Annotated in this window: 19 protein-coding genes; 13 read left to right on the top strand and 6 right to left on the bottom strand. The window is 59.4% G+C overall.

Annotated elements, in window-relative coordinates; all coding sequences use genetic code 11:
- Positions 1–206: 206 nt before the first annotated feature.
- The 3 genes from HG250_RS03945 (at position 207) to HG250_RS03935 (ending at position 3,304) form a co-directional block, all read left to right on the top strand.
- Positions 207–428 (top strand): hypothetical protein, encoded by a 222-nt coding sequence (locus HG250_RS03945; RefSeq protein WP_029140018.1) that lies wholly within the window; start codon positions 207–209, stop codon positions 426–428.
- Positions 429–1,133: 705 nt separating this feature from the next.
- Positions 1,134–2,126 (top strand): tyrosine-type recombinase/integrase, encoded by a 993-nt coding sequence (locus HG250_RS03940; RefSeq protein WP_054522880.1) that lies wholly within the window; start codon positions 1,134–1,136, stop codon positions 2,124–2,126.
- Positions 2,123–3,304 carry a site-specific integrase gene (locus HG250_RS03935; protein ID WP_054522892.1) on the top strand — a complete coding sequence of 394 codons (1,182 nt, stop codon included), beginning with the start codon at positions 2,123–2,125 and terminating at the stop codon, positions 3,302–3,304. Before HG250_RS03940 ends, HG250_RS03935 begins: the two co-directional genes overlap by 4 nt.
- Positions 3,305–3,577: 273 nt before the next feature.
- Here HG250_RS03935 and HG250_RS03930 read toward each other — a convergent pair whose 3' ends face one another.
- Together HG250_RS03930 and HG250_RS13115 are read right to left on the bottom strand one after the other, a co-directional pair.
- Positions 3,578–5,164 carry an ABC1 kinase family protein gene (locus tag HG250_RS03930; protein WP_138619420.1) on the bottom strand — a complete coding sequence of 529 codons (1,587 nt, stop codon included), beginning with the start codon at positions 5,162–5,164 and terminating at the stop codon, positions 3,578–3,580.
- Between the two features lie 4 nt (positions 5,165–5,168).
- Positions 5,169–5,579, bottom strand: a complete 411-nt coding sequence (locus HG250_RS13115; protein WP_420821307.1) for a MarR family winged helix-turn-helix transcriptional regulator — start codon at positions 5,577–5,579, stop codon at positions 5,169–5,171.
- A 206-nt stretch (positions 5,580–5,785) separates the two neighbouring features.
- Here HG250_RS13115 and HG250_RS03920 point away from each other — a divergent pair, with 206 nt between their 5' ends.
- The 3 genes from HG250_RS03920 to HG250_RS03910 are packed head-to-tail and all read left to right on the top strand — an operon-like array spanning position 5,786 to position 9,952.
- A complete protein-coding gene (locus tag HG250_RS03920; protein ID WP_054527104.1) occupies positions 5,786–6,913 on the top strand; it encodes an HlyD family secretion protein in 1,128 nt (375 codons plus the stop codon).
- On the top strand, positions 6,910–8,481 hold the full coding sequence (locus HG250_RS03915) for an MDR family MFS transporter (RefSeq protein ID WP_054527103.1): 1,572 nt from the start codon (positions 6,910–6,912) through the stop codon (positions 8,479–8,481). The genes HG250_RS03920 and HG250_RS03915 overlap by 4 nt, the downstream gene beginning before the upstream one ends.
- 10 nt (positions 8,482–8,491) lie before the next feature.
- Positions 8,492–9,952: an efflux transporter outer membrane subunit gene (locus HG250_RS03910; protein WP_082400327.1), complete on the top strand. Its 1,461-nt coding sequence runs from the start codon at positions 8,492–8,494 to the stop codon at positions 9,950–9,952.
- Here HG250_RS03910 and HG250_RS03905 read toward each other — a convergent pair.
- The 4 genes from HG250_RS03905 to HG250_RS13080 all read right to left on the bottom strand — a co-directional run bounded on the left by HG250_RS03905 (position 9,882) and on the right by HG250_RS13080 (position 16,672).
- Complete coding sequence (locus HG250_RS03905; RefSeq protein WP_082379178.1) at positions 9,882–10,376, bottom strand: hotdog fold thioesterase; 495 nt, start codon at positions 10,374–10,376, stop codon at positions 9,882–9,884. The genes HG250_RS03910 and HG250_RS03905 overlap by 71 nt on opposite strands.
- On the bottom strand, positions 10,373–11,278 hold the full coding sequence (locus HG250_RS03900) for an alpha/beta fold hydrolase (protein ID WP_054525565.1): 906 nt from the start codon (positions 11,276–11,278) through the stop codon (positions 10,373–10,375). Before HG250_RS03900 ends, HG250_RS03905 begins: the two co-directional genes overlap by 4 nt.
- A 232-nt stretch (positions 11,279–11,510) precedes the next feature.
- Entirely contained in the window at positions 11,511–12,254 is a 744-nt protein-coding gene (locus tag HG250_RS03895; RefSeq protein WP_170002874.1) for a DUF4145 domain-containing protein, read from the bottom strand.
- Positions 12,255–12,457: 203 nt separating this feature from the next.
- Positions 12,458–16,672, bottom strand: coding sequence for an Eco57I restriction-modification methylase domain-containing protein (locus HG250_RS13080; protein WP_138619423.1), 4,215 nt, complete (start codon positions 16,670–16,672; stop codon positions 12,458–12,460).
- A gap of 355 nt (positions 16,673–17,027) precedes the next feature.
- Between HG250_RS13080 and HG250_RS03885 the strand changes: the two genes are divergently transcribed.
- The 7 genes from HG250_RS03885 to HG250_RS03855 all read left to right on the top strand — a co-directional run bounded on the left by HG250_RS03885 (position 17,028) and on the right by HG250_RS03855 (position 26,058).
- Positions 17,028–19,025, top strand: a complete 1,998-nt coding sequence (locus HG250_RS03885) for an ATP-dependent nuclease (protein ID WP_170002872.1) — start codon at positions 17,028–17,030, stop codon at positions 19,023–19,025.
- On the top strand, positions 19,022–20,698 hold the full coding sequence (locus HG250_RS03880; protein ID WP_054525568.1) for a UvrD-helicase domain-containing protein: 1,677 nt from the start codon (positions 19,022–19,024) through the stop codon (positions 20,696–20,698). The genes HG250_RS03885 and HG250_RS03880 overlap by 4 nt, the downstream gene beginning before the upstream one ends.
- A gap of 655 nt (positions 20,699–21,353) precedes the next feature.
- Positions 21,354–21,752 (top strand): single-stranded DNA-binding protein, encoded by a 399-nt coding sequence (locus HG250_RS03875; protein WP_170002870.1) that lies wholly within the window; start codon positions 21,354–21,356, stop codon positions 21,750–21,752.
- A 271-nt stretch (positions 21,753–22,023) separates the two neighbouring features.
- Complete coding sequence (locus HG250_RS03870; RefSeq protein ID WP_240956890.1) at positions 22,024–22,314, top strand: hypothetical protein; 291 nt, start codon at positions 22,024–22,026, stop codon at positions 22,312–22,314.
- Positions 22,315–22,551: 237 nt separating this feature from the next.
- A complete protein-coding gene (locus HG250_RS03865) occupies positions 22,552–22,773 on the top strand; it encodes a hypothetical protein (protein WP_054525571.1) in 222 nt (73 codons plus the stop codon).
- Positions 22,774–23,420: 647 nt separating this feature from the next.
- Positions 23,421–23,729 (top strand): hypothetical protein, encoded by a 309-nt coding sequence (locus tag HG250_RS03860; protein WP_338103852.1) that lies wholly within the window; start codon positions 23,421–23,423, stop codon positions 23,727–23,729.
- Positions 23,719–26,058: a type IV secretion system DNA-binding domain-containing protein gene (locus tag HG250_RS03855; RefSeq protein WP_170002868.1), complete on the top strand. Its 2,340-nt coding sequence runs from the start codon at positions 23,719–23,721 to the stop codon at positions 26,056–26,058. The genes HG250_RS03860 and HG250_RS03855 overlap by 11 nt, the downstream gene beginning before the upstream one ends.
- Positions 26,059–26,092: the final 34 nt, after the last annotated feature.

Below are 26,092 nucleotides of genomic sequence, written 5' to 3'. Positions count from 1 at the left end.
AATTCCAAGGGTGATGGGCATGGGGCCGGCGCGTCAAGGACGGCGGGGCCCCACCATTTTGCCTCCCCTGCGCTTTGCTCCGGTCCGACAAAATCGTTGCCCCCACCGCCGCTTCGCGGTCGCCCTCGGGGCGATCCCTGACCCGCCGGCCCCATGCCCCTCCGCCTGTTTCCTGTCGTCTCAGCGACAGGTTTCAGGAGGATATCATGACTACACTCAGCACCTTGGACATGAACGCGCACAGCTATTTCGAAGCGCTTGCAGTTGCCGAAAGGCGCGCCCAGCACAGTTTCTTCGACCAGCACGTGGTGGAAGATGAAGACCTGGGCTACTTCGCCCTGGACGAGGGTGACTACAACGCACTGCCTGCGCATCTCGCCAGCCGCGTGGTGCACACGGTCCATGGAGCCATGCTGGACGAATACTGACGACCATACGAGGGCAGGAGCCGGTGACGGTTCCTGCCTTTTTTCGTGTTCGCTGGCACTGGAGCGGGACGAAAAGCGGAGCGGGGCTGGGGTCGCGCTCGGTCCCGCCCCGCCTTCGGCGGTGCTCCTGCGGGCGCGGCCTTCTTGTTCTGGGCCCCGCACGCACGCCCGAACGACAGCGGGTCGGACCGGCGCGGTGCCGCGGGAACCGACAGGCCCCGGTCCCGGGCACCGCACGCGCTCCTTTGCCGCCGCCTTTGCGGGGTGTGCGGTCCTTGTGCGTGGTATTCATTCAAACGCAGATCAGGCTCAATTACGGTCGCGAACTGGATGCTCGCGCCTCCGAGGGCTCAGTTGGAAAATGCCTTAGAGAAAGGAGCGACCATGATCACTGGATTTCGCCGTACAATGGGGAACAGAATTGGCACACCGTACGCAGCCTAAGCTGCATTTATGGAGCAAAACCTAGTAAAAACAGATAGTTCGAAATTTCTAACCCACCGGCAATCTGTGGGTGGGCAAGGCACAGCCGTCACCCACAAACGCCAATCCAATAAGCTGAAACTGACCGGTCATGTGGCCCGTCGAGCCTCACTTCCGCTCGGGATTACATGGGATAATGAACTGCCTGGCTTCGGACTGCGCAAGCGCAAGTCCGGACACCTTAGCTGGATAGTGAAGTACAGGCCCCGAGGCGTGCAGAGGATGGTGACGCTGGGACGCGCGGGAGTGGCGGCAGGTGCGCTGGGCGCTCCCGCCGCGCGCGCTGCCGCGCGCAGATTGCTCATCAGGGCTACGCTTGCCGACCTGCCGTCTGCGCCCGAGCAGAAAAAGGTCCCGCTCTTTGTCGACTTCGCCGAGGAATTCTGGACCGACTATTCGCCGCACTGGAAGCCGTCGACCAGGACGAGCTCGCGCTCGCGCATCGATCAGCTGCTCATTCCGCATTTCGGCGAACTTCCGGTCGACATGATCGCACGGTCAGACATCAACCGCTGGCGCGACACCATGACAAAGAGGGAAGGGAGCTTCAATCGCACCATCCCGATCATGTCTGTCATGATGCAGTATGCGGAAAAGCTCGGGTATCGCGCCAAATGCTCCAACCCGTGTCGCGGTGTGTCCCGCTTCAAGCGCGAGCTCCCGGAGCGCTACCTTTCCGCCGACGAATACCGCAGGCTCGGGCGCGCGTTGGCCAATCACGAGTTTGCGAACCCGTTCGTGATCCCCGCGCTTCTCTTGCTCGTTTACACGGGTGCACGTGCTTCGGAGATTGCGACCTTGCGCTGGCGCTACGTCCAGATTCCTCGACTTGCGCTACCCGACAGCAAGACCGGCCCGAAGACCATTTATCTCAACCCGCAAGCGATCGAAATTCTGAGTGGCCTCGACCGCCGGGCCGACGACCAGCTTGTCTTTCCGGCGTTGCATCGGGAGGGACCAATCAATCTTGGAGAACACTGGATCAGGATCAGGCGCAAGGCCGCTCTTCCCGATGTCCGGCTCCACGATCTTCGCCACAGCTTTGCCTCAGCGGCCATTGCCAAGGGCATTCCACTCGCGACCATCGGCAAGCTGTTGGGGCACGCGCTTCCCGAGACGACCGCGCGCTATGCGCATCTTGCAGACGACATCATCTCGGAGAGCGCCGACCGGATTTGTTCGAGCCTCGCCGGTGCGCTGGGCATCGCGGCGTGACCGGATACGATCTGAAGCATATCCTGGCCGAGGAACTCGCGCGCGTTGTTCCGGGAGAGGCTGGGAAGCGCCGGACGAGGTTTGACTACGTGCTTCCGGGCTTTGGCGAGCGCATCCACCGCTCAGGACGCAAGAGCTACGTCCTCCAGCGGACCATCGGTGGCAAGCAGCGGTTGATAACGATCGGCGATGCCGCCATCCTTACCGAGCGCATAGCGAAGGATGTTGCCCGCCGGCTGATCCTCCGGATCGAGCTCGGGCAGAACCCGGCAGACAAGAAGAAGCGCGGCACGAAGACGCCGACCTATGCGGCGTTCCTTCAGTCGTATTGGGATGTGGCGGCACCGACCTGGAAGAAGTCCACGCGCGAGATCCAGGACATCTACCGCCGCACCCATCTCGACCATGCGTTTGCGGGCAAGTTCATCGACGAGATCGATCATGCCGATGCGGTGCGCTGGCACGCGGAGGTAACGCGCTCGGCAGGGCCGGGCGCGGCAAACCGCGCCATGGAAATTCTGAAAGCCATGTTCGCCAAGGCCGAGGCCTGGGGCTATATTCCGGAGCATTCAAACCCCTTTCGAGGCGTGAAGAAGAACAGGGGGCGCAAGATCGAACGGTTTCTGAGCGACGCCGAGATGGCGCGGCTCGGGAAAGCCCTTGTCGACCGACGCGCTGACCAGCCCGTCGAGGCGGCGGTAGTCACACTGCTCACGTTGACGGGATGCCGACGCGGCGAAATCCTCAACCTCACCTGGGGCGAGGTTCAGGGGCGGAAGCTCAAACTGACCGATTCCAAGACAGGTCCGCGCATCGTCTGGCTTGGCCAGGAGGCGAGGGCGGTGCTCGATGGATTGCCGCGTGGGAAGAAGGATGAGCTAGTGTTTCCGTTCAAGGGGCAGTCGGTTTCAGCGATCGACTGGTTCTGGCGCAAGCTTCGGCGTGATGCCGGTCTGGATGACGTCAGGCTCCACGATCTGAGGCACAACTATGCCAGCCTGGCAGCGCGATCATCCGAGACTTTGCCGATGATTGGAAGCCTCCTTGGCCACAGGCAGGTTTCGACAACAGCTCGGTATGCACACTTGGATGATACCTCCCTCCTTGAGGCTGCGACCGAAATTGGTGATGAAATCGCGTGCAGACTGGCGCTATCCGAAGCCCCCTGGCGTCAGTGAGATTTCGCGCTCCAGAGATTCGAATTCAATGTCGTGGGGTCTAATTCGCTTGGCAGCAATGCGCCCTAATAGCGGCCATAAAGTCAGGCGAGGACAAGCCTGAAAGCTGCCGTTCCATAGTTTCGTCTGATTGAGGAAAATAAGCCTTCAATCGCAATAGGTCGAAAAATTTTTTTCGCGATGCGTCTTGGTCGCTGAAGTGCGGCGTATGAAATCCTCATTAAGTTCGGCTTTGCCGTAACGTGACCGTGCACGAATTAAGTTGCTCCTTCATTATGATTTTCGGATGAGCACCACCCCAGCAATCACAAGCGCGCCGCCAGCCAGAAGCCAGGATTGATCGACAAGCAATGCGCTAGCCACGATCAATGCGGCAGCTAGAGGGCCTTTCAAGGACTGACGCTCATTGCGAAGTCCTGCGAGTTGCTCGATACTGAGCGGATCGAGCTGAACCGGCACATATCCTGACTTTGCGATCGAGTTCGCAGTGGCAAGTATGTCGGGCAAGGACGCCGACAACCCCAGCAGCTGACCGCGAAGTTTCTTCAAACCCGACCGAGCGCTAGCGAGCGAGAACCGCTCGGCGAAAAGCTCCGTCATGATCGGCCGGGTGTCCTCGGCAATGTTATAGTCGGGTGCCAGTGATCGGACGACACCCTCTGCCGTAAGCAAGGTACGCAGAAGGATGGCCAGATCGGGTGGCAGGACCAGTTGATAATCCCGCAAAAGATCGAAAACGCGGGAAAAAATTTGCGAGAACTCGATTCCAGAAAGCACGGTCCCCCTGAACTCTCCGATCAAATGATCGAGATCCACCGCGAGCGCATCGCGATCCACCTTCGGCGCCCCCGCCCATGCGAGCAGGACATCCGCGACTTCGCTCGTTTCCTCGCCAGCGATCGCAAGCACGAGCCGAACGATCTCGTCGCGCCTCGTCTTGGTGAGCGTCCCGACTGATCCGAAGTCGATGAAGCCGACATCCTGCTCGCCGATCAGGAAAACATTGCCGGGATGAGGGTCGCCGTGGAATTCGCCGTTCAGGATGATCATGCGCAGGACAGCGTTGGCATAGCTTTTAGCGAAAGCCGCCACCGGCGGGTCGCCGGATGGGCTGCCCAGCGAAGACGCGGGCCTGCCGTACAGGCGTTCCTGAACGTTCACCCGCAGCCCGGTCAGTTCCCAATGGATGGCCGGGGTCCTGACGCCGATGGTATCGAGATATGCGCCGATCCGCTCGCAGGCTCGGGATTCCGCAGCGAGGTCCATCTCCCAGGCTAGATTGCGGCCGAAGGTCCGCAGAAACTCGACTGGCCGGTAACGCGCGATGTCAGGCGAGCGTGCTTCTGCGATCTCGGCAAGACGCACAAGCAGGCGCACATCGGCTTCCATGCGCGCGGCGGTGCCCGGGCGGCGAACCTTCACGATGACCTCGCTACCGTCCTGTAGCTTGGCGGAATAGGTCTGTGCAATCGAGGCGGACGCCAAAGGCTGTTCGTCGAACTGCGCAAAGTCGTTCCGCCAGTCCTCACCCCAGCTTGAAGCAAGTACGGGCTCGATATCTGCGAAGCGCACTGGCGACACCTGATCGTGCAGGGTTGAGAATGCCGTGATCCAGTGTTCGGTAAACAGATCGCTTCGGGTGGCGAGGAGCTGCCCCAGCTTTATACCAACTGGCCCGATGTCACGGAGGAACGCGACAACTGCGGCCGGACGAAATTCGCGAGGATCGATGACATTGCTCGAAGAGGGAATAAATCCGAGGGCTCCGGCGAGATTTTTCGCGCCGTGCCTCATTAGGATTTGGCCGATCTCCGCGGCGCGAGCGATGCTGCCGATAGGCTTATCCGGGGGCGATGCCATGATTTTACTCAGCCTCGGCCCGGAGTTGGTCCAGATTTTTCGATACCCTTTCAAGAATCTGCTGCAACGTTCGCTTCTCGTCGGCGGCAATGTCGCGCCAAAGAAGATCATGAAGCCTATCCGCGGAGCCTCTCAGTTCGGGCAGCAGATCGTCAAGCTGCTCCGTGAGGATGAGCTGCCACGCTCGCCGATCCGTCTCAGCTCGAAGCCTTTTCATCAGCCCGCGTGCGCAAAGACCTGCAACCGCCTGGCCGATGGTCGCCGATTCCAGTTCCAGTTTCTTGGCGATTTCAGCCTGCGTAAGGGCAGGATCGCGAAGAAGTTGTCCGATGATCCTCCACTGTGTCTGATTGAGACCGATCCTGGCGACCCTCGCATCGTACACTCTGCGCGCGCCGCGACTGATCTCGTCCATAAGATAGAGAATGCGGTCATCATCGGTGATGACCTTCTGCCGACGCTGAGACCGTGACATGGTATCTGGTTTTTCATCCATAGCGCTGTGTAGTCGGATAGCCTCGGATGCCCAAATGCAAACTGCTAAACGCCTTTACTATTTGACTCACGGCTCATAGGGCGCGAGACGCGTTCACCTTTTACTGAGGCTGCCGAAAGAATCAGATGACCGATAACTCCAACCAACCGGAGCAGGAGGGCACAACCCCAACGAAACCGCAATCGCGGCGTGGCTTGCGCATCGTGCTAATCATCGTTGGTCTTGCCGTGCTGCTTGGCGGGATCTGGTGGTACTACCGGCACGTAACCTACGGACAGTACATGCAGTCGACCGATAACGCCTATGTCGCTGCCGACAGCGTCGTTATCTCTTCCAAGGTAGCGGGATACGTCGAAGAGGTCTTCGTGGGGGAGAACGAGCAAGTTGCTCGCGGCGGAGCCCTCGTACAACTGGATCTGCGGGATTATCAGGCGCAAGCGCAACAGGCGCGCGCACAGATCGCTGCGACCCTGGCCGGTGCCGACACAATCCGTTCTCAGGTAGCCGAACAGGATGCAGCCATTCGCCAGGCGCGGGGCCAACTCGCCGCCGCGCGCGCAGCACTCGACCTCGCGAACGACCAGGTGGCGCGATATCGGCCCCTTGTCGCGACAGGAGCCGAACCGCGGGAAAAGCTAGACCAGTATGAGGCGCAGGCGCGGCAGGCGCGGGCCGAACTCGCCGCTGCGCAGGCGGCGGTGGCTGCCGCGACCGCTCGCCGGGGGACCCTGTTCGAGCAGATCAGCCAGACCCAGGCGCAGGCGGACGCTGCTCGCGCTCAGCTGGAAACAGCCGACCTTACGGTTGAATCGACCTTGCTGCGCGCCAGCAAGGCCGGCCGCGTCGGCGATCTCTCGGTGAGGGTGGGCCAGTTCGTGCAACCGGGTCAACGTTTGATGACGGTTGTTCCGGTGAGCGCGATCTACGTGACCGCGAACTTCAAAGAAACTCAGGTCGGCCTCATCCGGGCCGGCCAGAGCGTCAGGCTCGAAGTTGACGCCCTGCCAGACCTTGAGATCGCGGGACGAGTGGACAGCATATCGCCAGGAACGGGCGCGGAATTTTCCATCCTCCCCCCCGAAAACGCCACCGGCAACTTTACCAAGATCGTTCAACGGATACCCGTCCGCATCGCTATCGATGCTCCCCCTGAAGTGCGTAGATTGCTCGTTCCCGGCATGTCGGTTGTGGCTGTTGTCGACACCCGGAATGCTGCCGGCGAATTGGAAGAGATCTCGAGTCGGACTCAATGACCGAGATACTGGCAGCGCAGGACACTTCGATCGGGCCGGCCGGGAGCCGAAAGAACGCAGACGCTACCGCCTGGGTCGCTGTGGCCGCGGGCGCGCTTGGCGCCATGCTCGCCACGCTGGACATCTCGATCGTCAATTCGGCTCTTCCGGTCATTCAGGGCGAGATCGGGGCCAGCGGGACAGAAGGAACCTGGATCGCAACTTCGTTTCTTGTCGCTGAAATCGTCGTCATTCCGCTGAGCGCCTGGCTGGAACGGCTGTTCGGTCTGCGAACCCTTCTCATTATAGCGGTCAGCGCGTTCACCGCTTTTTCGGTGCTATGCGGGGTTGCCACCGACCTTACTACCATGATCATCGGCCGCACGGGCCAGGGCTTCACGGGCGGTGTCCTCATTCCGACCGCAATGACTATTGTGGCTAAACGATTGCCGCCGCACCAACAGCCAATCGGAATGGCCCTGTTCGGCATGACTGTGGTTCTTGGCCCCGTGATGGGGCCATTGATCGGCGGCTGGCTGACCGAGAACCTGAGCTGGCACTATGCCTTTTTCGTCAATGTGCCAGTCTGCGCAACCCTGCTGCTCCTGCTGTTTATCGGGCTGCCTCACGAGAAGCCCAAGTGGGAATATCTCACGGACGCCGATTGGGCTGGCATTCTCGGGCTGATCCTCGGACTGGGCGGTCTGACTGTTGTACTCGAGGAAGGGCACCATGAGGAATGGTTCGAGTCCTCACTCATTCGCTGGCTAACGGTGGTGACCATTATCGGCTTTGCCTGTTTGATTTACGGACAAGTGAAAGCAAGCAAGCCGGTCTTGAAACTTCGGCTTCTGCTCAATCGACAGTTCGCCAGCGTCGCGATCATGGCGCTCGCCCTGGGCATGGTGATGTATGGTTCGACCTATGTCATTCCGCAGTTTCTGGCGATCATCTCTGACTTTAATGCTTTTCAGACGGGACTGGTCATCTTCTGGATGGGTGTCCCGGCCTTTCTCCTGATGCCGGTTCTGCCCCTGATGATCCGCAAGGTGGACATCCGCATTGCCGTCGGCACCGGAATGCTGCTGATGGCGATCAGCTGCTTTGTCAGCACGAGTCTGACTGCCGAATCCGGCGGCGCTGTCTTCACTGAAAGTCAGCTTATCCGCGGGGCCGGAATGATACTCGCGATGATGTTCCTGAATCAGGCAACGGTTGCGTCGGTGGCCAAGGAAGACGCGGGCGATGCCTCGGGCATTTTCAACGCGGCCCGCAATCTTGGCGGATCATTCGCCCTTTCGGCCCTCGCTTCGTTCCAGGACCAGCGAATTTGGCACCATACGAGGCGCATGGAAGAAACGCTGAATGCGAACAGCGTTTCGCTGCAGACCTATCTCGACGGACTGGCGCGAAGCCTGGGCGATATGGAACGAGCGATGGCGGCACTCGGCGGCACTCTCCAGCGCGAAGCGTTCATCATGACCTACAATGACGTCTTTCTGGTGATGGGACTTCTCACACTCGCGACGGTCCCGCTTGCCCTGTTCCTCAAGCCGCTCCCGAAAAATGTCTCCCTTTCGATGCACTGAGCCCGAGATTATGCGCCACTTGCTACCTCCGCTTGTCACTTTCGCCTTGCTAGCTGGATGCACGGCAGGGCCCGATTATGCAGGCCCCCCGGAAGTTGTGTCAGCAGACACGGGCGCTCGCTTTGTGCGCGCTGGCAGCGATGTGAGCGCATCTGATCCGGTTGTCGCTCAATGGTGGCTGCTGCTCGGCGATCCCGAGTTGACGCGGCTGGTGGAGGCTGCGCTGTCCGGCAACCCCTCGCTCGCCGCAGCGCAGGCGCGCATTGCTCAGGCACGGGCATCCATCAGGCAAGACCGTGCGGGTCGAATGCCAACGCTTGGGGCACAGGCCACTACCGTGCAGGGCCGGCTTCCTGGTCTCGACCTTCAAGGCGGGGCGCCCCCCCCGTCAGAGCAAACCAATCCTGACGCAGAAACCGATGACTCGCTCAGCTTTTACAATGTGGGCCTTAACGCGAACTGGGAGCTGGAGTTTGCCGGTGGCTCGCGCAGGCGTATTGAGGCCAGCAATGCCCAAGCTGCTGCAACGGTAGCCAATGCAGAGGACGCAAAGGTCCAGTTGACTGCCCAAGTGGCCAGCACCTACGTCAATTTGCGGGAGGCCCAATTCCGCGCAGAGCAATTTGAGGCGCAGATTTCGTTGCAGGAAGAGATCCTGGCGCTGACATACCAACGCTATCAGCGCGGTGCATTGCCGCTTTTCCCGGTAGGCACCGCGAATGCCGAACTGGAGGTGCTCAAGTCACAACTTGCCGAAGCTGAAGCGGATATCGCAGTCCTGTCTGATGCGCTCGCTATACTGACCGGACAGGTGCCGGGATCAGCTGATGCAGCGCTCACGACTGTGCGCTCCATTCCCATGCCGCCAGAGCAGGTCGCGATTGGCGATCCGGCAAGCCTGGTGGCGCGTCGGCCTGACATAAGGGCGGCCGAACGGTCTCTTGCCGCGTCGACGGCGCGGATCGGGGTGGCCGAGGCGGCGCGGTTCCCGAAATTGTCCTTCACAGGGATCCTGGGCCTCGGCGGATCCTCGTTGGACGACGTTGTCGATGTCGGCGAATTCTCCGCACTCGCGATCCCGCGCCTCCAGTGGAATTTTCTGGATTTCGGCAGGGTAGACGCTGCGATCGACCAAACCGGGGCGGCGCGCAACGAAGCAGTCGCCAATTACCAGCAGACGGTGCTTCTGGCACTGCAAGACGCCGAACGTGCCTTGGCTCGCTTCGGCCAGCAGCGTGTTGCGCTCGCTGCCAGTATGCAAATCAAGAAGCAGGCTGACGTCGCGGCGGACCTGAACCGCCAACGTTTTGCTGCAGGAGCGATCTCGAAGGCTGACCTCAACCGGGCCCTGCGAGAACAGCAGCAGGCCTCAGCAGACCTCGTCCGGGCAAAAGGCGCCCTTACGCTGGCGTGGATTGCGCTGCAGAAGTCGCTGGGCCTTGGGTGGCAAGAGCCTGTTCGAGATCAATAGTCCCGCCGCGCTGATCAATTGATCCGGTTGACGAGAAGTAGGCGCCCCTGCCGCTGGCGACCAACTTGCCGTCGGGCTCGAGAACCCGGGTTTCCGCCACCGAAATCTGTCGCCCGAGCTTCACGATCTGTCCGTGAGCAGTGAGAGGTCCTGAGGTTGCAGAACGGTGGTAATTGACATGCAGATCGGCCGTCGCTCTCGCCGCGACGCCCGCCGCAAGCAGAGTATAAAGCCCGGTGAGGTCGACCAGTGAAGCCAGGATCCCTCCATGCGCCGACCCAATCATAGGGTTCGACACGATCTCTTCGCGCCATGGCATGGTGATCGCGATTCCCTGGTCGGAGCATGTTGCAATCTCCAGCCCAAGCCATCGGTGAAACGGCGCTATATGCAGCATTTCCTGCAAGCGCTCTCGATCGATCATAGCTCCCTCGTCCCCTGTGGCTGAGCCGTATCGCGAGAGTGATGGCGCCCTAGGAAATCGACGATAGCGGCGGAAAAGGCATCGTTCGCATCGCCCACGACCATGTGCGTGGCATCGGCAATATCGGTGTATTCTGCATGGGGGACGAGTTGTCGCAGATGCAAAACGGCCTCTTCGGAAACAAGATCGCTAGAGCCGCCTCGGATGAGGTGAAGCGGAAGCGTGAGATTCGCCGCAGCTTGGCTCAGCATTGCCGATTGACGTTCTTGGCTGTCTGGGTCGCCTTGTCTGGCTGACATTATATTACGGATAAACACAGGGTCCCAGTGCCAATAGAAGCGCCCATCCGGCTTCTGCCTCAGATAGTTTTTCAGACCATCGCTCGCGCCCCGCCTGGGACGATGCGGCATGTAGCGAGCGATCACGTCGGCCGCCTCCTCTGGTGAGGCGAAGCCGCTATCGACATGCTCTTCCATGAAACCAACCACGCGCATCACACCGCTAGGCTCCATGCGCGGGGCAATGTCGACCAATGTGAGTGAAGCAAAGCTACCTGGAGCAAGCTCCCCTGCGGCAATCAGTCCGGCGAGCCCGCCCAGTGAAGCGCCGACCAGCGCTGGCTTCTGGTCCAGGCGCGACGCTGCAGCGACCAGATCCGCCGCGAAGTCGCGCATTTCATAAGCTCCGCATGGCGACCAATCGCTGTCTCCGTGACCGCGCATGTCGAAGGCGATTGCGCGAAAGCCGGCTTGAGCCAGCTCGCTGACCACCCTTCTCCACGCGCGCCGTGTCTGCCCGCCGCCGTGCGCAAGAAGGACGGGTATGGCGTAGGCATCCCCCTCAGCCTCGGCTGTAAGAGAAATTGCGCCTGCGCCCTCAATCGTAAAGGTTTCTCTCGCCATCACTGGATGGTAGGAAAGGCGCGCTAAATAGTAAACCGATTTACTTTGTGGCTCTCGGCTCCGTGTTGGCTGTCCTGCAAGTGCGTTTTAACGACGGCAAAAGTCTATTCCAAGAGGGGTTTCTCCAGACCATTCTCTAATGCACCGGCTTGCGATTCGGTCAGCAGTCGCTGTCCGCTTAATCCGCTCAAAGATATAAAAGCTGCCTTTCCGCTTCCGGCCCCAATTGTGGTCAGGGAGTAGTCTTCTTCCCAACGGCGAGCAGCCGCTCGGGTTTTGCGGGAATACTTTTCTTGATGCCTAATGCTTTCTGGCCGACGATAAAAGCGCGATGGAGGAACACCTCTAGCGATGAGAGCAGTTCGGAAACCTCCTGACTGTCGGGCTCCCAGCCGCGATGCGCAGCCGCATTACCCGCATCCGTAACAACGCCGAGGATGTCCCGCTCAGTTTGCCCGATCCACCCTCCGTCGCGCAGCTCGTTCAGTTTCTCATCAAATGTCTTGGCCGGGTCGATGCCGAGGACTTCGGTTGCACGGTCCAGTGCCGTTCTGAGTCCTATCGCCGTGAGGATGTGTGCCTGGTTGTCGTGCGCTACGTACATCTGGCTCAGGATATTGCGCAGCTGGGGGTCAGCCTTTTGCATGGCGTCGAACCATACCGGCTTCGTCTTGGCCTCTGGCTTCGGATAAGTTTGTATCTCCCTCGGATGCTCATACTGCTCCTGCCCCGCCGCATCGTAGTAGTGATCGGTGTCTTCGCTGTTCCAGCTGGAAGTTTCGTAGAAGACCGTCTCGCACCCTTGACATTCGAGCACAGAGTGGTCGACACCGCCGTTGACCGAATGGCCATATTGCTTGTCCTCCCAGTCCCAAGCCTTGTAGATCGAGCCGTGGATTTCGCAGGTGCGCTCGCCATCGCAGGTGGGACAGTGCCCCTTCTTCGTTGCGTTTGTTGCTGTTGGTGTCGTGGCCATAGAGCCCGATAGCGAGCACTGACGAACTTTTCCAACAGTGTGCGTGTAAGTCGGCGCATCCTAAGTCCGCTTTTTGGGTTTGGCCGCTCTAGAGCCGCCATTCTGCTTCCGGCCCACAGTCAGCCAATGGAGTTCGGTTGCGGAAAGGTCAGGAAGTGCGCCGGTTGCGGACTTTAGCAGTGACAGCAAAAACCTAGAGTAGTTCAGTCACCAGTGTCATCGCTTAGATCTAACCCGGGTGGAGGGGCCAGCGGCATGCGGGGCGGGGCCGTGCGCCACATGAGAGCAACTTCCTCGTCGGTCAGGCCATAGGCGCGCTCGACCATGGCAGCGAGGCTGCGCTCATGGGCCAGCAATTCGATCCGTGCCTGCCGGGCAGGCTCGGCGGTCTCGGCAAACGCTTCGCGCAGCCGACGGAGTTGGGTCGGGGTCAAGCCTTCACGTTTGGGCAGGGCGGCGCGGACCGCTGAGACAAAGCCGTCGCTGTCGAGCTTGCTGGCCTCGGAAAGGGCGGTGCTAGTAACTCTTGGGAACTCGAACCCAAGCCAGTCAGCAATGGCTCGATCCGCTTTTTCCACGATGGCGGTGTTCGTCTTAATGCACTCAACATTATCTTGGAACGCTTCCCGCTTTCCGTGTTCAAGCTGCGGAATTGGGAACTCACGGATATAAGGAATATCAAAAGCGAGCGCCTCATCCTTCTTGTGCGGGAACTTTTTGAATTGGAAATACCAGCCGATCGGTGAGTTGAGGCAGGCGACGATCCATTCATCAACGGTCGGCAGTATCAAAGCTGAGTCATTGACCATGTATTGGCCTTGGTCAGTGCAGACTTGGGCATAGAAAGCGATGCGCCGCAAAAGGACCTTCGGGCGGTCAAAATCCTCAAAGTAGTCGACAGCATCCTGAATCTCATACCAGCGATAACTTCCGGCCTTCCGACCTGGCCATTTCGCATCCTTCTTCGGAGGCTGCCAATTAGCTGGTTTGGGTTCTAGCTGTGTTCGGAAAGACTCGAGATGCCGAAGTACGCTCGGATATTCTTCAATGTCGATACCTCGCCGAGCGAAGATCATCCAGAGCCCGTTCCACTCCGGCAGCCAGCGGCCAATGTCCTGACCGCGCAGGTAGGGCTTGATGATGTCGGCTGCTTTCGGGTCATCGCCAACAAGCTGATCGCGTGTGGCGGTGTCGATCAGAAATGCCTCATTGAAGCCCGTCTTCACGCCGTAAAGCGGACTAGCCCCGGCATATTCCTCAAGCGATACGCCGCGCTCACGAATCTTCTTGAGCAGGGCGGCTACGTCTGGCGGCTCCAGCACCCATGCTTCTTCGGTCAGGTCGGAGCGTTCGGCACGATAGGTCGCGGCGTGGACTGCTGCCGACAGACCCTCACGCGGAACATCGTCACGCGGGATTACCGCAAGATCGTATTGCTCGGGCACAGCGTCTGCATCGGGCTTCTGCACTGCGATGACGCATGGAAAGACGTCGGCATCCGGGAACAAATGGCGCGCGTGGCCGAAATCGGCCAGAAATTCGACCCACACATCCTCGGCGAACATCCGCCGAAGCTTCTCTGCATAGCCAGCCTTCAACCACTTGTTGGTGACGACATAGCCCATTCGCCCGCCGGGCCTGAGCAGCTTGGTCCCCTGTTCGTAGAAATAGACGTAGAGATCGGCGGTGCCGGCATAGGTGTCGAAGGCTTTCGACAGGGCGGGCTTGATCGGGGAGATTTCTTCCTGCCGGACGTAAGGCGGGTTGCCAATGACCGCATCGAACCCGCCTGACCGACCCGAAGAGGACAAGTCGCGCCATACGCCGGGGAAGGCCACTTCCCAGTGGAAGAACCGCTGTTCAGCCGCGATTGCGCGCGCCTCGCGCACTAGGCTGTCTGCCAGCGCGCGGCGGCGATCATCGGGCCTATGGCTCGGCATCAGACTGCCTTGGACCGGCTCTGGTGCATCCAAGCTTAGCTCGGTTCGCGCGTCGGCTGCGAGCACTTCGATTTCACCGCTTGCGATCCGGCTGGGATCGCCGAAGGTTCCTTCGTGGACCAGCTTCATCGCTTCAGCCCGGTCGAACTTGCGTTCGGCTTCGCGCGCCTTGGCGACCGCGCGGTCAATCTTCGCAGATTCCTTTTCGAGCGCGACCCGCGCCTTTTCCGCCTTTGCTTCGTCGGTGCTGTCGGCCAGCGCCTTGCGCATGTCGGCGAGGCGTTTGTCACCATCCTTGCGAATGGCATCAGCCGGTTCGCGGGGTCGGCGGACATTCGTTTCCAGAACGCCCATCAGATCATCCGCCTTTGCCAGATCGAGGATCGCTTCGAGCGGAGCGCTGGCTTCGGAGACGGTGGTGAAGAGGCTTTTCGACTGGTCAACCTGAGCAATGTCGGTGTCGGTCAGCCCTTCGATCTTTTCCATCTCGCGCACGATGTTGGCGAGCGGGGCGAGGTGGCGGTTGGAAATAAGGGCACCGCGTTCTTGCATCCAGTCCATCGTCGGGCGCACCCACGCGCCAAGCACGCTGTTACCGCACCGCAAATGATGGTCGAGGAACGACAACGGCGCACCTACGGTGAAGCTGTGCAACCAGAGCGCGACCTTGGCGAGCTCCACGGCCATCGGGTTGAGATCGACCCCGTGGACGCAGCGCTTGAGTACCATGCGGCGCACGATATGGCGGTCATCCAGCTGGTCTTCGACGATCGGCCAGTAATGCTCCCGCGCGTTGGCGACGATCCCCTCTCGCAACTCGGCAATGAGCTTCACGAGAGGAGAAGTATAATCGCCCTCGGCCATGCTTTCGGCATCGCCGACTGCGGTCAAGACCTTGTCCGAAAGCCAATCGACCAAGCTGACGAGGAAATGCCCGCTTCCCATTGCGGGGTCGACGATGCGGAGCGAAAGCAGTGCCATGGCCGGATCGTGTGCGCGAAGGTCATCACCCTTTGCGCCGCTTGCTAGAGCGGCTTCGAATGCCTCGCGCTTCTCTTCGACGACCGGGCCGACCGTTTTTTCGATGATCAGCGATACGAGCGGTTCTGGTGTGTAATACGAACCCGAGCGGTGCCGTGCCTCGTTGTCCGAGCGCGGTCGGACGGTCCCGGTTTCCTCGATCTCGACACCGTATTCGAGGATCGATTCATAGATCGAGCCGAGCTGCTGAACCGAAAGGTCGCGGTAGTTGATGTAGCGAAGCCGCCCTTCTTCCTCGCGGTGTGAGAGCGGTAATATAGCCTTGGCTAGCGTCTCGTCCGACAGCTTGATGCGACTGAGTAGCGAATTGCCTTCCGCTGCGAACAGGCCGCCGTTGTAGGGCGGAATGCCAAGATCATCGTCGCCTTCGGAAATTGCGCCGAAAATTGTCTCGAGGCGCGACCAGTAGGCAGTGCTGCGGGCGAGCTGTGCTTGCCTTTGCACATGCCGTTCCTTGATCTCCTCTCGAAGACGGGTCAGGCAATAGTCCGCGTAGGGACCGCGCTCGTCGGGGAGCAGATTCCGATCTTCGGCATAAAGCACAAACAATAGACGATAGAGAAGGAACATGGCCGCTTGGCGAACCTGCTCGGCGTAGCCATCATCGAGCGTCTCGGGGCGATCCGGGTCTGCCAACGAGATGGCAGTAATCAGTTCGGGAAAGACGGTTTCGAACACCGTATCTGCCAGATCCTTGCGGACCCTTTCCTCCCACCGGCGCGCATCCTCGATCGCGATCAGGTGAAAGCTGCGGCCCTGCTCGCTCGGACGAAACGCTTCGCGACCAAAAATCAGCACGAACAATCGGAATGCGTAATCTGGATCGATCGGTTCGTCGAGTAGATCCGGTTCGCATCCGGGCAGACCAAAGACCTTGCCCAGGTCAATTTCGAAGAAGTCCTCAGCGACAGAAAGAGCGTTTTGGTAGTAGAGCCGCCAGTGCCGTCCGTTAGTCAGAATGCCCCACGGCATCTTTCCATCTGCCACGACGGCAGCGCGGCGCAGATAATGCATGATTTGGGTCGACGGAACACCCTGGTCGCCTTGCCCTTCGCGATCGAGCGGGCGGTTCCAGCGCTTCGCTTCGACAAGAGCAGCGCCATGACGGAAGCGTTGCCATGGCTCGAGTGTCTTCGCCTTTTCTGCGGCGTCGCCATCGGCGAAAAGCAAGGCATCGGGAACGTCCTTGCGTCCCTTTGTCGTCATGTTCTGTTGAACGGATTTGTGTTGCCAGCCCAGCAATTCGAGCAGCGGATAAATAAGTTGGTCTTCGGTTTCTGCTTCGGTTGGCTTCTTGTGGCCTGAATGTTCATGCAGCAAATGCTGGGCGCTTTCGTAGAGCTGCTCAACTTCACTAATTTCGAGATTCTGCCACTCAGGGGATTCGGTGACCCCTTGCTTCAGCCAATCACGAGTGAACAATGCGCCTTGGAACACTAAGACCCTCCATACCTTGAGTGGAGTAGCCGAACTTACATCGACTTACACCCAAACTGTGATTGTCATGCACAATGAACGACCGCGTCCCACGCCCAAGGTCTGCCTCGAAGCCCAGAGGAAAGGAGCCCGAGCGGGATATGCCACGCCTTGGACCGAAAGCGGACCGTAGCCAGGTGACCCGTTTAGCGATCAGTGCACCGCGCTCGCCGGCTGATCACGGAATTCATCAAGCCACCCGGGATCGAGTGACAGGCGATTCCGGTTCAATTCGATAGCAAACTACTTCCCCCTTGTGTCAGGATGGCCCTACAGTCACCTTCGAGATCTTCGAGCCATTTGAGATAATGACCGCATGCGCCTTGAGAACATTAAGATCCGAAACTTCAGGTTGCTGCGCCGACTCTCAATCGATCTCGCCCAGGACAAAACGACGACCATTTTGGTGGGGCCGAACAATAGCGGGAAAACCTCAGTAATGGAGGCTCTCCGGCTGTTTATCGGGCAAGGAGCCGAGGCTCCTAAAATCTCCTTCCACGACCTCTCTCAGCTTCGCCACCGGGACCTGAAGCGGATCGAGCGAAAGGTTGCGGCTGAAGCTGATCCAGAAAAGAAGATTGAGCTGCTTAGGCGGCTTACACCGCGTATGCGGCTCGATCTGACCTTTTCCTATGGCGAAGATCCCGCCGACCTCGTTGCAGCCACCAAGCTTTTGATGGACCTTACGCCTGGCACAAGCAGAGTGCGCATGCGGATCGACTATCGACTGGAGAACGCGAAAAAGCTTCTCGACGAGTTTGGGGCCAGGCCTCGCAAAGACGTCTCGCTGTGCGACTATCTGAAAGAGACGTTCAGAGATCATTTCAAACGCGTTTTCTTCAAAGTGTCCCCTGACGGCAAAGAAGTGGAACAACTCGAAGACGGCAATTTGCTGAAATCCCTACTGCGCATCGACATCGTGCCCGCTCAGCGGCACGTCGATGACGATGAGGGAAGCCGGTCCGCGAAGCTCTCAAAACTTCTCCACGATCATTACGAACGCTTCTATCGGGTCGATGACGCTGCCGGTTATCAAGCGATCGAAGATGCACTCACGGCGAGCGCAGGCGACCTTACGGGGATGTACGGCAAAGCCTTTGGCCGTTTGACGAAGCGCCTTCAGAGTTTTGGCTATCCGCCAGGCCAAAAAGCGCCGGACCTGAGGGTACGTGCTGAACTGAGCGCAGAAACAATTTACCGTGACAATGCGCGAATATATTATGCCAGCGAACACGCCGAAAAAGAAGGAGTAATGGAGGAGTTCGACCTGCCCGAAAAATATAACGGGCTCGGCTACAAAAACCTGATTTACATTGTCCTGCAGCTGGAGTCCTTCCGCGCTGCGATCGACGCGACGATGGGCGACAAGCCGCGCGTTCATATAATCGCGATTGAAGAACCCGAGGCGCACCTGCACCCGCAGATGCAGACGGTTTTCATCAGCGAGATTTCGAAGGTTTTGGAAACGGACGGAGGGACGACAGCACAAGTTCTGCTCTCCACACACTCGTCCCACATGATCGCTCATTCTGAGTTCGAGCCCGTGCGCTATTTCCGCAGGGTTGGCCGTCAGGTCGTCATGCAGGACCTTTCGCAGCTACCGCTGCCACCACACAACCCCGACCTTCTCGACTTCCTGCGCCGCTATGTTCGACTGACTCATTGCGATCTGTTTTTCGCGGACAAGGCCATCTTCGTGGAAGGCCAGGTCGAGCGGCTGCTGCTCCCAATGATGATTGAGGAGCAAGCCAAGGTGGCTGGCTGCGAGACGCTCGGAAGTCAGTATGTCAGCATTTCTGAGGTGGGCGGGGGGCACGCCCATAAGTTTAAGCCGATCATCGACTTTCTTGGCATTCCGAGCCTGATCATTACCGACCTGGACTCGGTCGATGACGGAGGAAAAAAATGCCCGGTCGCGACGGGGAAAAGCACTAGCAACGCCTGTCTCCGCAAATGGATTCCCGAGGAGGAAACCGTCGAAGAATTGCAAGCCTGCGATAATGCGGCCAAGACGCAAGGCTGCATTCGGGTTGCCTATCAGGTCACCCAGGACGGGCATTGTGGTCGTTCATTCGAGGAAGCATTCATCTACGCCAACATCACTTGGCTGACTGACAATCATGCCAAGCTCAGCACGACTAAGGCTGCCGTCAAGAAAGCGATAGACGCAGGCCTGACAGCACAAGCGTGGGAGTTGAGCGGCAAGCTCGGGAAGGTCGATTTCGCCCTCGATCTGATGGGCGCACCAGGCTGGGAGATTCCCCTCTATATTCAACAAGGCCTCCAATGGCTGGCCGAGCATCCCGCAAAATGATGACGGAAGCGGACGAAAAAATCCTGGATTGTCTGCACACGCGACAGAGCTTCCTGATCGACGCCGGGGCGGGCTCGGGCAAAACATCGTCCCTCATTCGCGCTCTTGATTTCATTCGAGGACCGGACCGTTCGAGCGTTATCGGGGAAGGCCAGCGTGTGGCCTGCATTACTTTCACGAATGTAGCAAAGAATGAGATCATCGAGCGTACAGAGCACGACCCCTTGTTTGTGGTCTCAACGATCCACGACTTCTTATGGGCCTCGATCAAAAACTTTCAGAAAGAGCTGAGGCCCGCCCTTCTTGCGTTCAATGACCGGTTGCCTGCAAGCAGCCGCAGAAAGCAAGATCAGGAGGAATTGGCAGAAGCTTTAAAGACGGTACCGACGATCGCCTACTCCGATCGCGGCGCAAACTTCTTGGAAGGCCGAATTTTTCACGACGACCTTTTGGGCGTGGCTCACATTATGTTCCACGACCATCCGCTTTTATCGAAAGTGGTCGCCGCTCGATTCCCGTTCATATTTGTAGACGAATACCAGGACACTGATCCGCTGGTTGTCTCCGCCCTGTTGGATCATCTTCTTAAGACAGAGCATCCCCCGCTGATCGGTTTCTTTGGCGACAAGATGCAGAACATCTATTCGGGAGGGGTCGGCGAATTGTCGGCCGATCAGCAGGCACAGCTGGTTCAAATCAAGAAGGAGGAGAACTATCGGTGCTCCAAGGCGGTGATCGACGTTCTCAACAAGGTCCGAACTGACATTCAGCAGGAGCCAGCGGGTGCCAATTTACCGGGGGGCGCGGTGTATGTCAGTCTCACCGGCACGGCTCCGGACGCGGACATTGCCGAACTCGCCGTCCAGAAAGCGCAGGATGTCTTCGGCTGGAGTGTACAGGGCGAGTTGAAGGTTCTATTCCTCACTCACCGCCTTATCGCCCGCAAGGCCGGATATGCCGATCTATTGGCAGCCTTCGCCAGTCGGGGAAGCTTTACGCAAGATAAGTTTCAGAGCGGCGAAGACCCGATTGCAGCCTTCTTCCTTAAAAAAGTCGAGCCATTTATTACTGCTTGGCGTGAAGGGCGGGTGGGGCGCGCTATCAGTTCATTGAAGGAACGCCCGATCCCGATCGCGGGGGCAGCCGAGAAGGCGCGAGTGAAGGCGGCCCTAGATGACCTCATCAAACTAATTGATGCCGGAGGAACGATTGAAGCAATCTTAATGCATCTGCGGGCAGCGCAATTGGTCACACTCCTTGATGACTTGGAAGCGGCCGTGGCAGGCCCTGTGGTGGCTGCCGAGGCAGGATCGCCCGAGGCAGCGCATCAGGCCTTTCTGGATCTTCTTCTGGCGGTGCCCTATCTGGAAGTCAGTCGTTACCGCGCCGTGCTGGAAAACAGCATGCCGTTCTCAACCAAACACGGCGTGAAAGGCGATGAATTTCAGAACGTGATCGTGGTTTTGGATGACGCTGGCGCGAACTGGAACCAATACTCGTTTGGCAAGCTGCTGGCAGGAACCGACACCAGCGAAAGCCGGGAGCGGAGAACCCGCCACCTCTTCTATGTTTGTTGCTCGCGCGCCAAAGACAAGCTGATTGTGGCTGACCTCGGGGTTGGGGCCCAGGCCAAAATCGAGGCGCTTTTCGGGGCCAGCGCGGTAGCCATGTGATCAAGTGGCAGCGCATGTTGGACAGGCCGCTAGTACGAGCCCCAGGTCATCGTTGAACTATGCAGCGATGCGCGTGCCAACCGCGACTTCCGATTCACCAGCAGCGACGGCGTTTTGATCCTGCTCCTGCACTGCGGTCCATCGGCCCGACGGACGACCACTTTTAAGGACGATGCGAGCCATGTCGAAAGGCTACCTAGAGGGCGCAGTACGGACTTATCTGCCTCAAATTACGCTGCCGCTGAGCACTTTGCCCTGTGATCGTTCCTGCACATGTTCGGGTCAGCCCCCGATCTTGATGTGGCGTTCGAAAACGAGGAAGACCGGCAAGCAGCTCGCAACTTCATGGATCTCCTGGCAGCATCGGAAGGCGATGGGTAAGCTGATTGCATTGGGAATACGCGAGCCTTCAGGCCCACACCCGATACCCATCCGGCTTTCTTCGCGAACAGTCCTGAACTAGGTCAGCTGAGGACGGCAACCCGTTCCTTTCCGGCCGTGTTGTCGCGCTTCGCGCGCCTGCCCGCACCACCCGTCATGAACAGGTTTCCCTTGGAGCTTCGCTCCTGCGGTGCAGTCCTCCCATGCCCTGCTTCTTCTGGATGTTCGCAAGCCGGAGATGGTCTCCGGTTTAAGGAACTGAAGGACTACCATCATGACCAACATTGCAATCCTCACTGGCCGCATCGCCCGCGATCCGGAAACCCGCGAAACCAAGGGCGGAACGTCCGTCACCGGTATCACTGTCGTCACCGATCGCCCGGCCCGGGACAAGGACGGCAAGACCTACAAGGACGAGAACGGCTACACCGCCAAGGAAAGCGAGTTCCACCGGGTTACCTGCTTCAACGGCCTCGCCAAGACCGTCGGCCAGTACTGTTCCAAGGGCCAGCTGGTCAGTGTTCAGGGCCGCATCCACTACACCCAGTGGGAGGACAAGGACGGGGGCACGCGCTACGGCACCGAGATCCTCGCCGACAAGGTCGACTTCCTCTCGCGCGGCAACGGCAGCGGTGACGATCACGACAACCAGGACGCTCCCGAGATCGACTGAACTCTCACCTCGATCTCGCCTCCCGAAGGGGTCCTGTCCCAGCCGGACAGGGCCCCTTCCTCGCGTATGGAACGCCGAAGAACTTTCAGTAATCGTTTGCAAAAGCGGTGCTACGAAGAGCGCCATGACTGACCAGGCGATCGTTTGCTATCCGGGTGAGGCCGCGACTGCAGCCGAGGTTGTGGCACTTGCAAATGAGTATCGGATCGCGGCCCAGCTTCTCGTGCAGAATGGACGGCCCGGAGAACCCAGGTCGCGGGCGCCGTTTCGCATGGTCGCGATTCATGCGGTCGAGCTTTACCTCAACGCATTCCTTCTCCGATCGGGTCACAGCGCGGGCGAGGTCCGGGGTCTCCAGCACAACCTCGCGGCAAGGGCGGACCTCGCAGTCGAGCTTGGGCTGGTGCTGCGGAAGCGGACGCGGGAACACCTGCATGCCATGTCGCAGTCGCGCGAATTTCTTGTGACGCGATACGTGCCCAGCGGGACCAGCCTATCGGAGATCAACCGCCTGCAGGCGACGCTGACAGAGGTCGCGCAGAAGGTCTCGGGAGCTATCTAGCTTGGGACCGGAGGGGAGGGGCCTGGCTCACGTTCTCCCATTCTGATGGCCGTGCAACAGGCGCGTCAAGGACGGCAGGGTCCCACCATTTTGACTCCCCTTCGCTACGCTACGGTCCGACAAAATCGTTACCCCTACCGCCGCTTCGCGGTCGCCCAAGTGGGCGATCCCTGACCCGCCGGCCGCACGCCCATCCGTCCTGCTCCTGCCGTCAACGGCAGACATCAGGAGGATACAATGGCTTCAATTGCTCGGATCAATTCGAACTCGGAACGCTACTTTGCCGCGCTGGCTGTGGCAGAGCGTCGGGCGTTGCACAGCTTCTTCGATCAGCATATCGTTGAGGACCGAGAACTCGGATACTTTGCTTTGGATGAGGGTGACTACAACGCGCTTCCTGCGCATCTTGCAGCGCGCGTGGTGCATACGGTTCATGGGGCAATGCTCGATGAGTTCTGACCGTAGGATCAGGGCGGGGACCGGGAACGGTTCCTGCCTTTTTTCTTGTTCGCAGGGTTAGGAGAGATGGGTATTCCCGATCGTTCTGCACCTCATCTCCATTCGATCTTGGGACAGTCCGGTGATGGCTATCTGGTCCCTATGATCCTCTCAAACGACCGGGCAATTGGCCCGCCTGGGGAATGACCCGCCGAGGGGGATTCTCACATAACTAAGGCCAGTTGGTAGCCCACCGGCATTTTCGCCCTGAATCTCGCTTTTCCCTACGAGGACACAATTGCTCGCGCTCCAAGAATAAGGATTAGAATTCAACCCATTGAACGGACCTCAGGGCCTCCTGAAAAGCCCCGCACACATTGGAACTTGACAGGCACACCGTACGCAGCGGGTGCTGCAATGGAAGGCATTAAAATGCTTCGCGAATTCACGAAATCTCGCCGATGTCATCTTCTGTGCCGGATGCGGTCCAGTTGCTCGCTCGTCCGTGCCGAGTCGGCACAGATCCATCTAGCCTCCTGCAATTGTTTGTGAATTTTCCGTTTTCCTACACCCCGTGCTGCGGCCTAGAGTGGCACTTGCCTTTCGAAGGGTGAGCCAGGTTCTTTGAACACAAGGAACTTGGAAAAATGCAAAGACACCACCGGTTTGTGACCTATGTCACGCCCCTGATCGCCGAATGGATCAGGAAACAAGCAGACGAGCGCAGGGTCAGCGCGAGTATCGTTGTTTGCGATTGCATCTTCGATGCCTGGCAGCGCGCGACCGAAGCTGACCTGAGGACTCCGGCGACCGATCCGGTCCGCCAGAACATCTTCATCACGGTCGCATTGGATGCGCTGCTTACGCATCATCCCGACACTACCTTGCGTGATAAAACCGTCGCTGCCTACCAGCGCCGGCTGGAGCGCCTCGGTATCGTTGCACCCCGACCCATGGGAGGCGACGATGAAGCATAATCTCGTCAACTTCACCCGCGGCAGCCAGCTCCTCGGGCATTTCGGCTTCATGTTTGCGGCGGGCCTCAAAGGGCCCCTGATCGTGACACTCTTGGTCGTTCTCGGGCTGGTCTATTGGGACGTAAGCAGCGCGCTAGATGACTATCAGGTCTACCTCCTGTGGATGCATGCCTATGCCTCTGGCTATGCCTTCATGGAGTTCGATCCAGACAAGCTTGTGAACCTCAAGCTGGCCGATGGGAGCCTCGTCGCATTTCCCATTTCCGTGGTGACCGATTACCCGCCGATGCGCGAAGCGGTCGCGCTTTTCCAGAGCGCGGTCATCAGCGCTTTGTGGCTTGCAGGGTTCATTCTTGCGCCGCTCTTCGCGCTTTTCTGGTGGGTTGCCGAACGCTTCGGCGAGAAGTCGAAACAGAAGAAGCATGTGCGCGGGGCGGAGCTTGCTACCTTGCGTGGACTTGACCGGGAGATCGCCGCGCACAACCGCAATGCCCGTGCCCGCGAGTATGGCGATGCGTTGGGCTGGCGCTGGCGTCTGGCCGGGTCGGCTTCGCTGCGGGATGCGGGCTTCTATTCTCCAGCGCATCTGGCAGGGGTCAGCTGGCCTTGGCGCCTCGAGCAGAGCCACGCGATGCTTGTTGGCACAACCGGGACAGGCAAGACCGTCGTCCTAACCGAGCTTACCAGGGAGATCCGTGAACGGGGCGAACGTGCGGTCATTTTCGATCTTACCGGGGCCTTTGTCGAAACCTTCTACGATCCCAAACGCGACATCATTCTCAACCCGCTCGACGCGCGTTGCCCCGCATGGAGCGTGTTCAACGATTGCTCCACGCGTGCCGAATTCCATGCCGCAGCGGAGTCGCTCGTCCCGCATGATGGGGGCGGTGCCGAACAGTTCTGGGTGCTCGCCGCGCGCACGCTGTTCGTCGAGACCTGTCTCAAGCTCGCCGAAGCAGGGCGGGGCACCAACGCCGCGCTTGCCCATGAACTGATGAACGCCGATCTCTCCGATCTGCACCGCCTGGTCGAAGATACCATGGCCGGTCCCATCAGCACGCCGAGCGCGGCGCGCATGGCGGAATCGGTCCGGGCAGTGTTCAATGTCAATGCCAAGGCGCTCCAGATGCTGCCCGAAGACGGGAAGCCCTTTTCGGTCCGCGCGTGGATCAACGGGGCAGGTGATCCGGGCTCGATCCTGTTCCTGTCTGCCCGCTACATCGACATGAGCGTGCTCTCGCAATTGCTCACGCTGTGGCTCGACACCGCGATCAATACGCTGATGGCGGGCCAGCGCTCGCGGGACATCAGGCTCTGGTTCCTGATCGACGAACTGGGCGCCCTGCATCGTCTCCCTTCACTCGAAAAGGGCCTCCAGACCGCGCGCAATTTCGGGGGCGCGATCGTCACCGGGATTCATGCCTTTGCCAAGCTCAAGGATGTCTACGGTGAGAACATGGCGATGACCCTGTCCTCACTTGCCCGCACCAAGCTTATCCTTGGTACCGCAGATCGCGAGACCGCCACCTGGTGTTCCGATATCATCGGCCACCGCGAGGTTCGCGAGATGGAGGAAGGATACAGCTATGGCTACAACAATGCGCGTGATGCGGTCAGCCTGACGCCCCGCCGCCAGGTCGTCCCGCTGCTGCTTCCCGACGAGCTGATGAAGCTCAAGAACCTTCATGGCTTCATCAAGTTTCCCGAAGGATTTCCGGCGGCACCCGTGGTTCTCGAACCGCGCAACTGGCCTCGGGTAGCCGAAGGCTTCATTCCCCGCGATATGCCGAAGCCACCGCCGCAGACCCGGCACGCTGATGATAAAGATGGAGCAGGGGGCGGTGCCGGAGCAGCCTCTGAAACAGGCGACAATGATGGCGATCCTCGCCGGATGAGGGACGCGCACGATCGCTCCGACAGCGCTGAAAAGAAAGCCGACAAGGAAGACAAAAAGGAACTGCGCCGGACCCGTCGCAGCAACAAGGGCGATCAGGCTCGACCGGACCAGACAAGGAAGCGTCGCGATCCGAATGCGCGAGGGAAAAGGGCGACATCGGACCCTCAGCGGCCGGCTCAATCCGAACTTCCTCTGGCTTCGAAAGCTGAGGAGCACCGCGGCATGGAGCAACGGGCTGTGCCTTCCGCCAGGTCCGATATTCCCGATCCCGCAGCGCATCAGCGAGCACAGGTCGCGCGCGGCAAGGCCGACCAGAGGCTCCAGGAAGAGCAGCAGAAGTCGCTTCTTGGCGGTGCAGCGAAGCAGGGCCGCGATGCCGATCAGGGGCAGGACCATGGTCACGATTACGGGGACTTCGATCCGGATATGTGACGCTCAACCGGGGAGGGGACGAGGGCCAAGAGAA

It is taken from the genome of Pseudopontixanthobacter vadosimaris, from assembly GCF_012979275.1.
GTDB lineage: Bacteria > Pseudomonadota > Alphaproteobacteria > Sphingomonadales > Sphingomonadaceae > Pseudopontixanthobacter > Pseudopontixanthobacter vadosimaris.
This window is presented reverse-complemented; position numbering and strand designations above follow the sequence as displayed.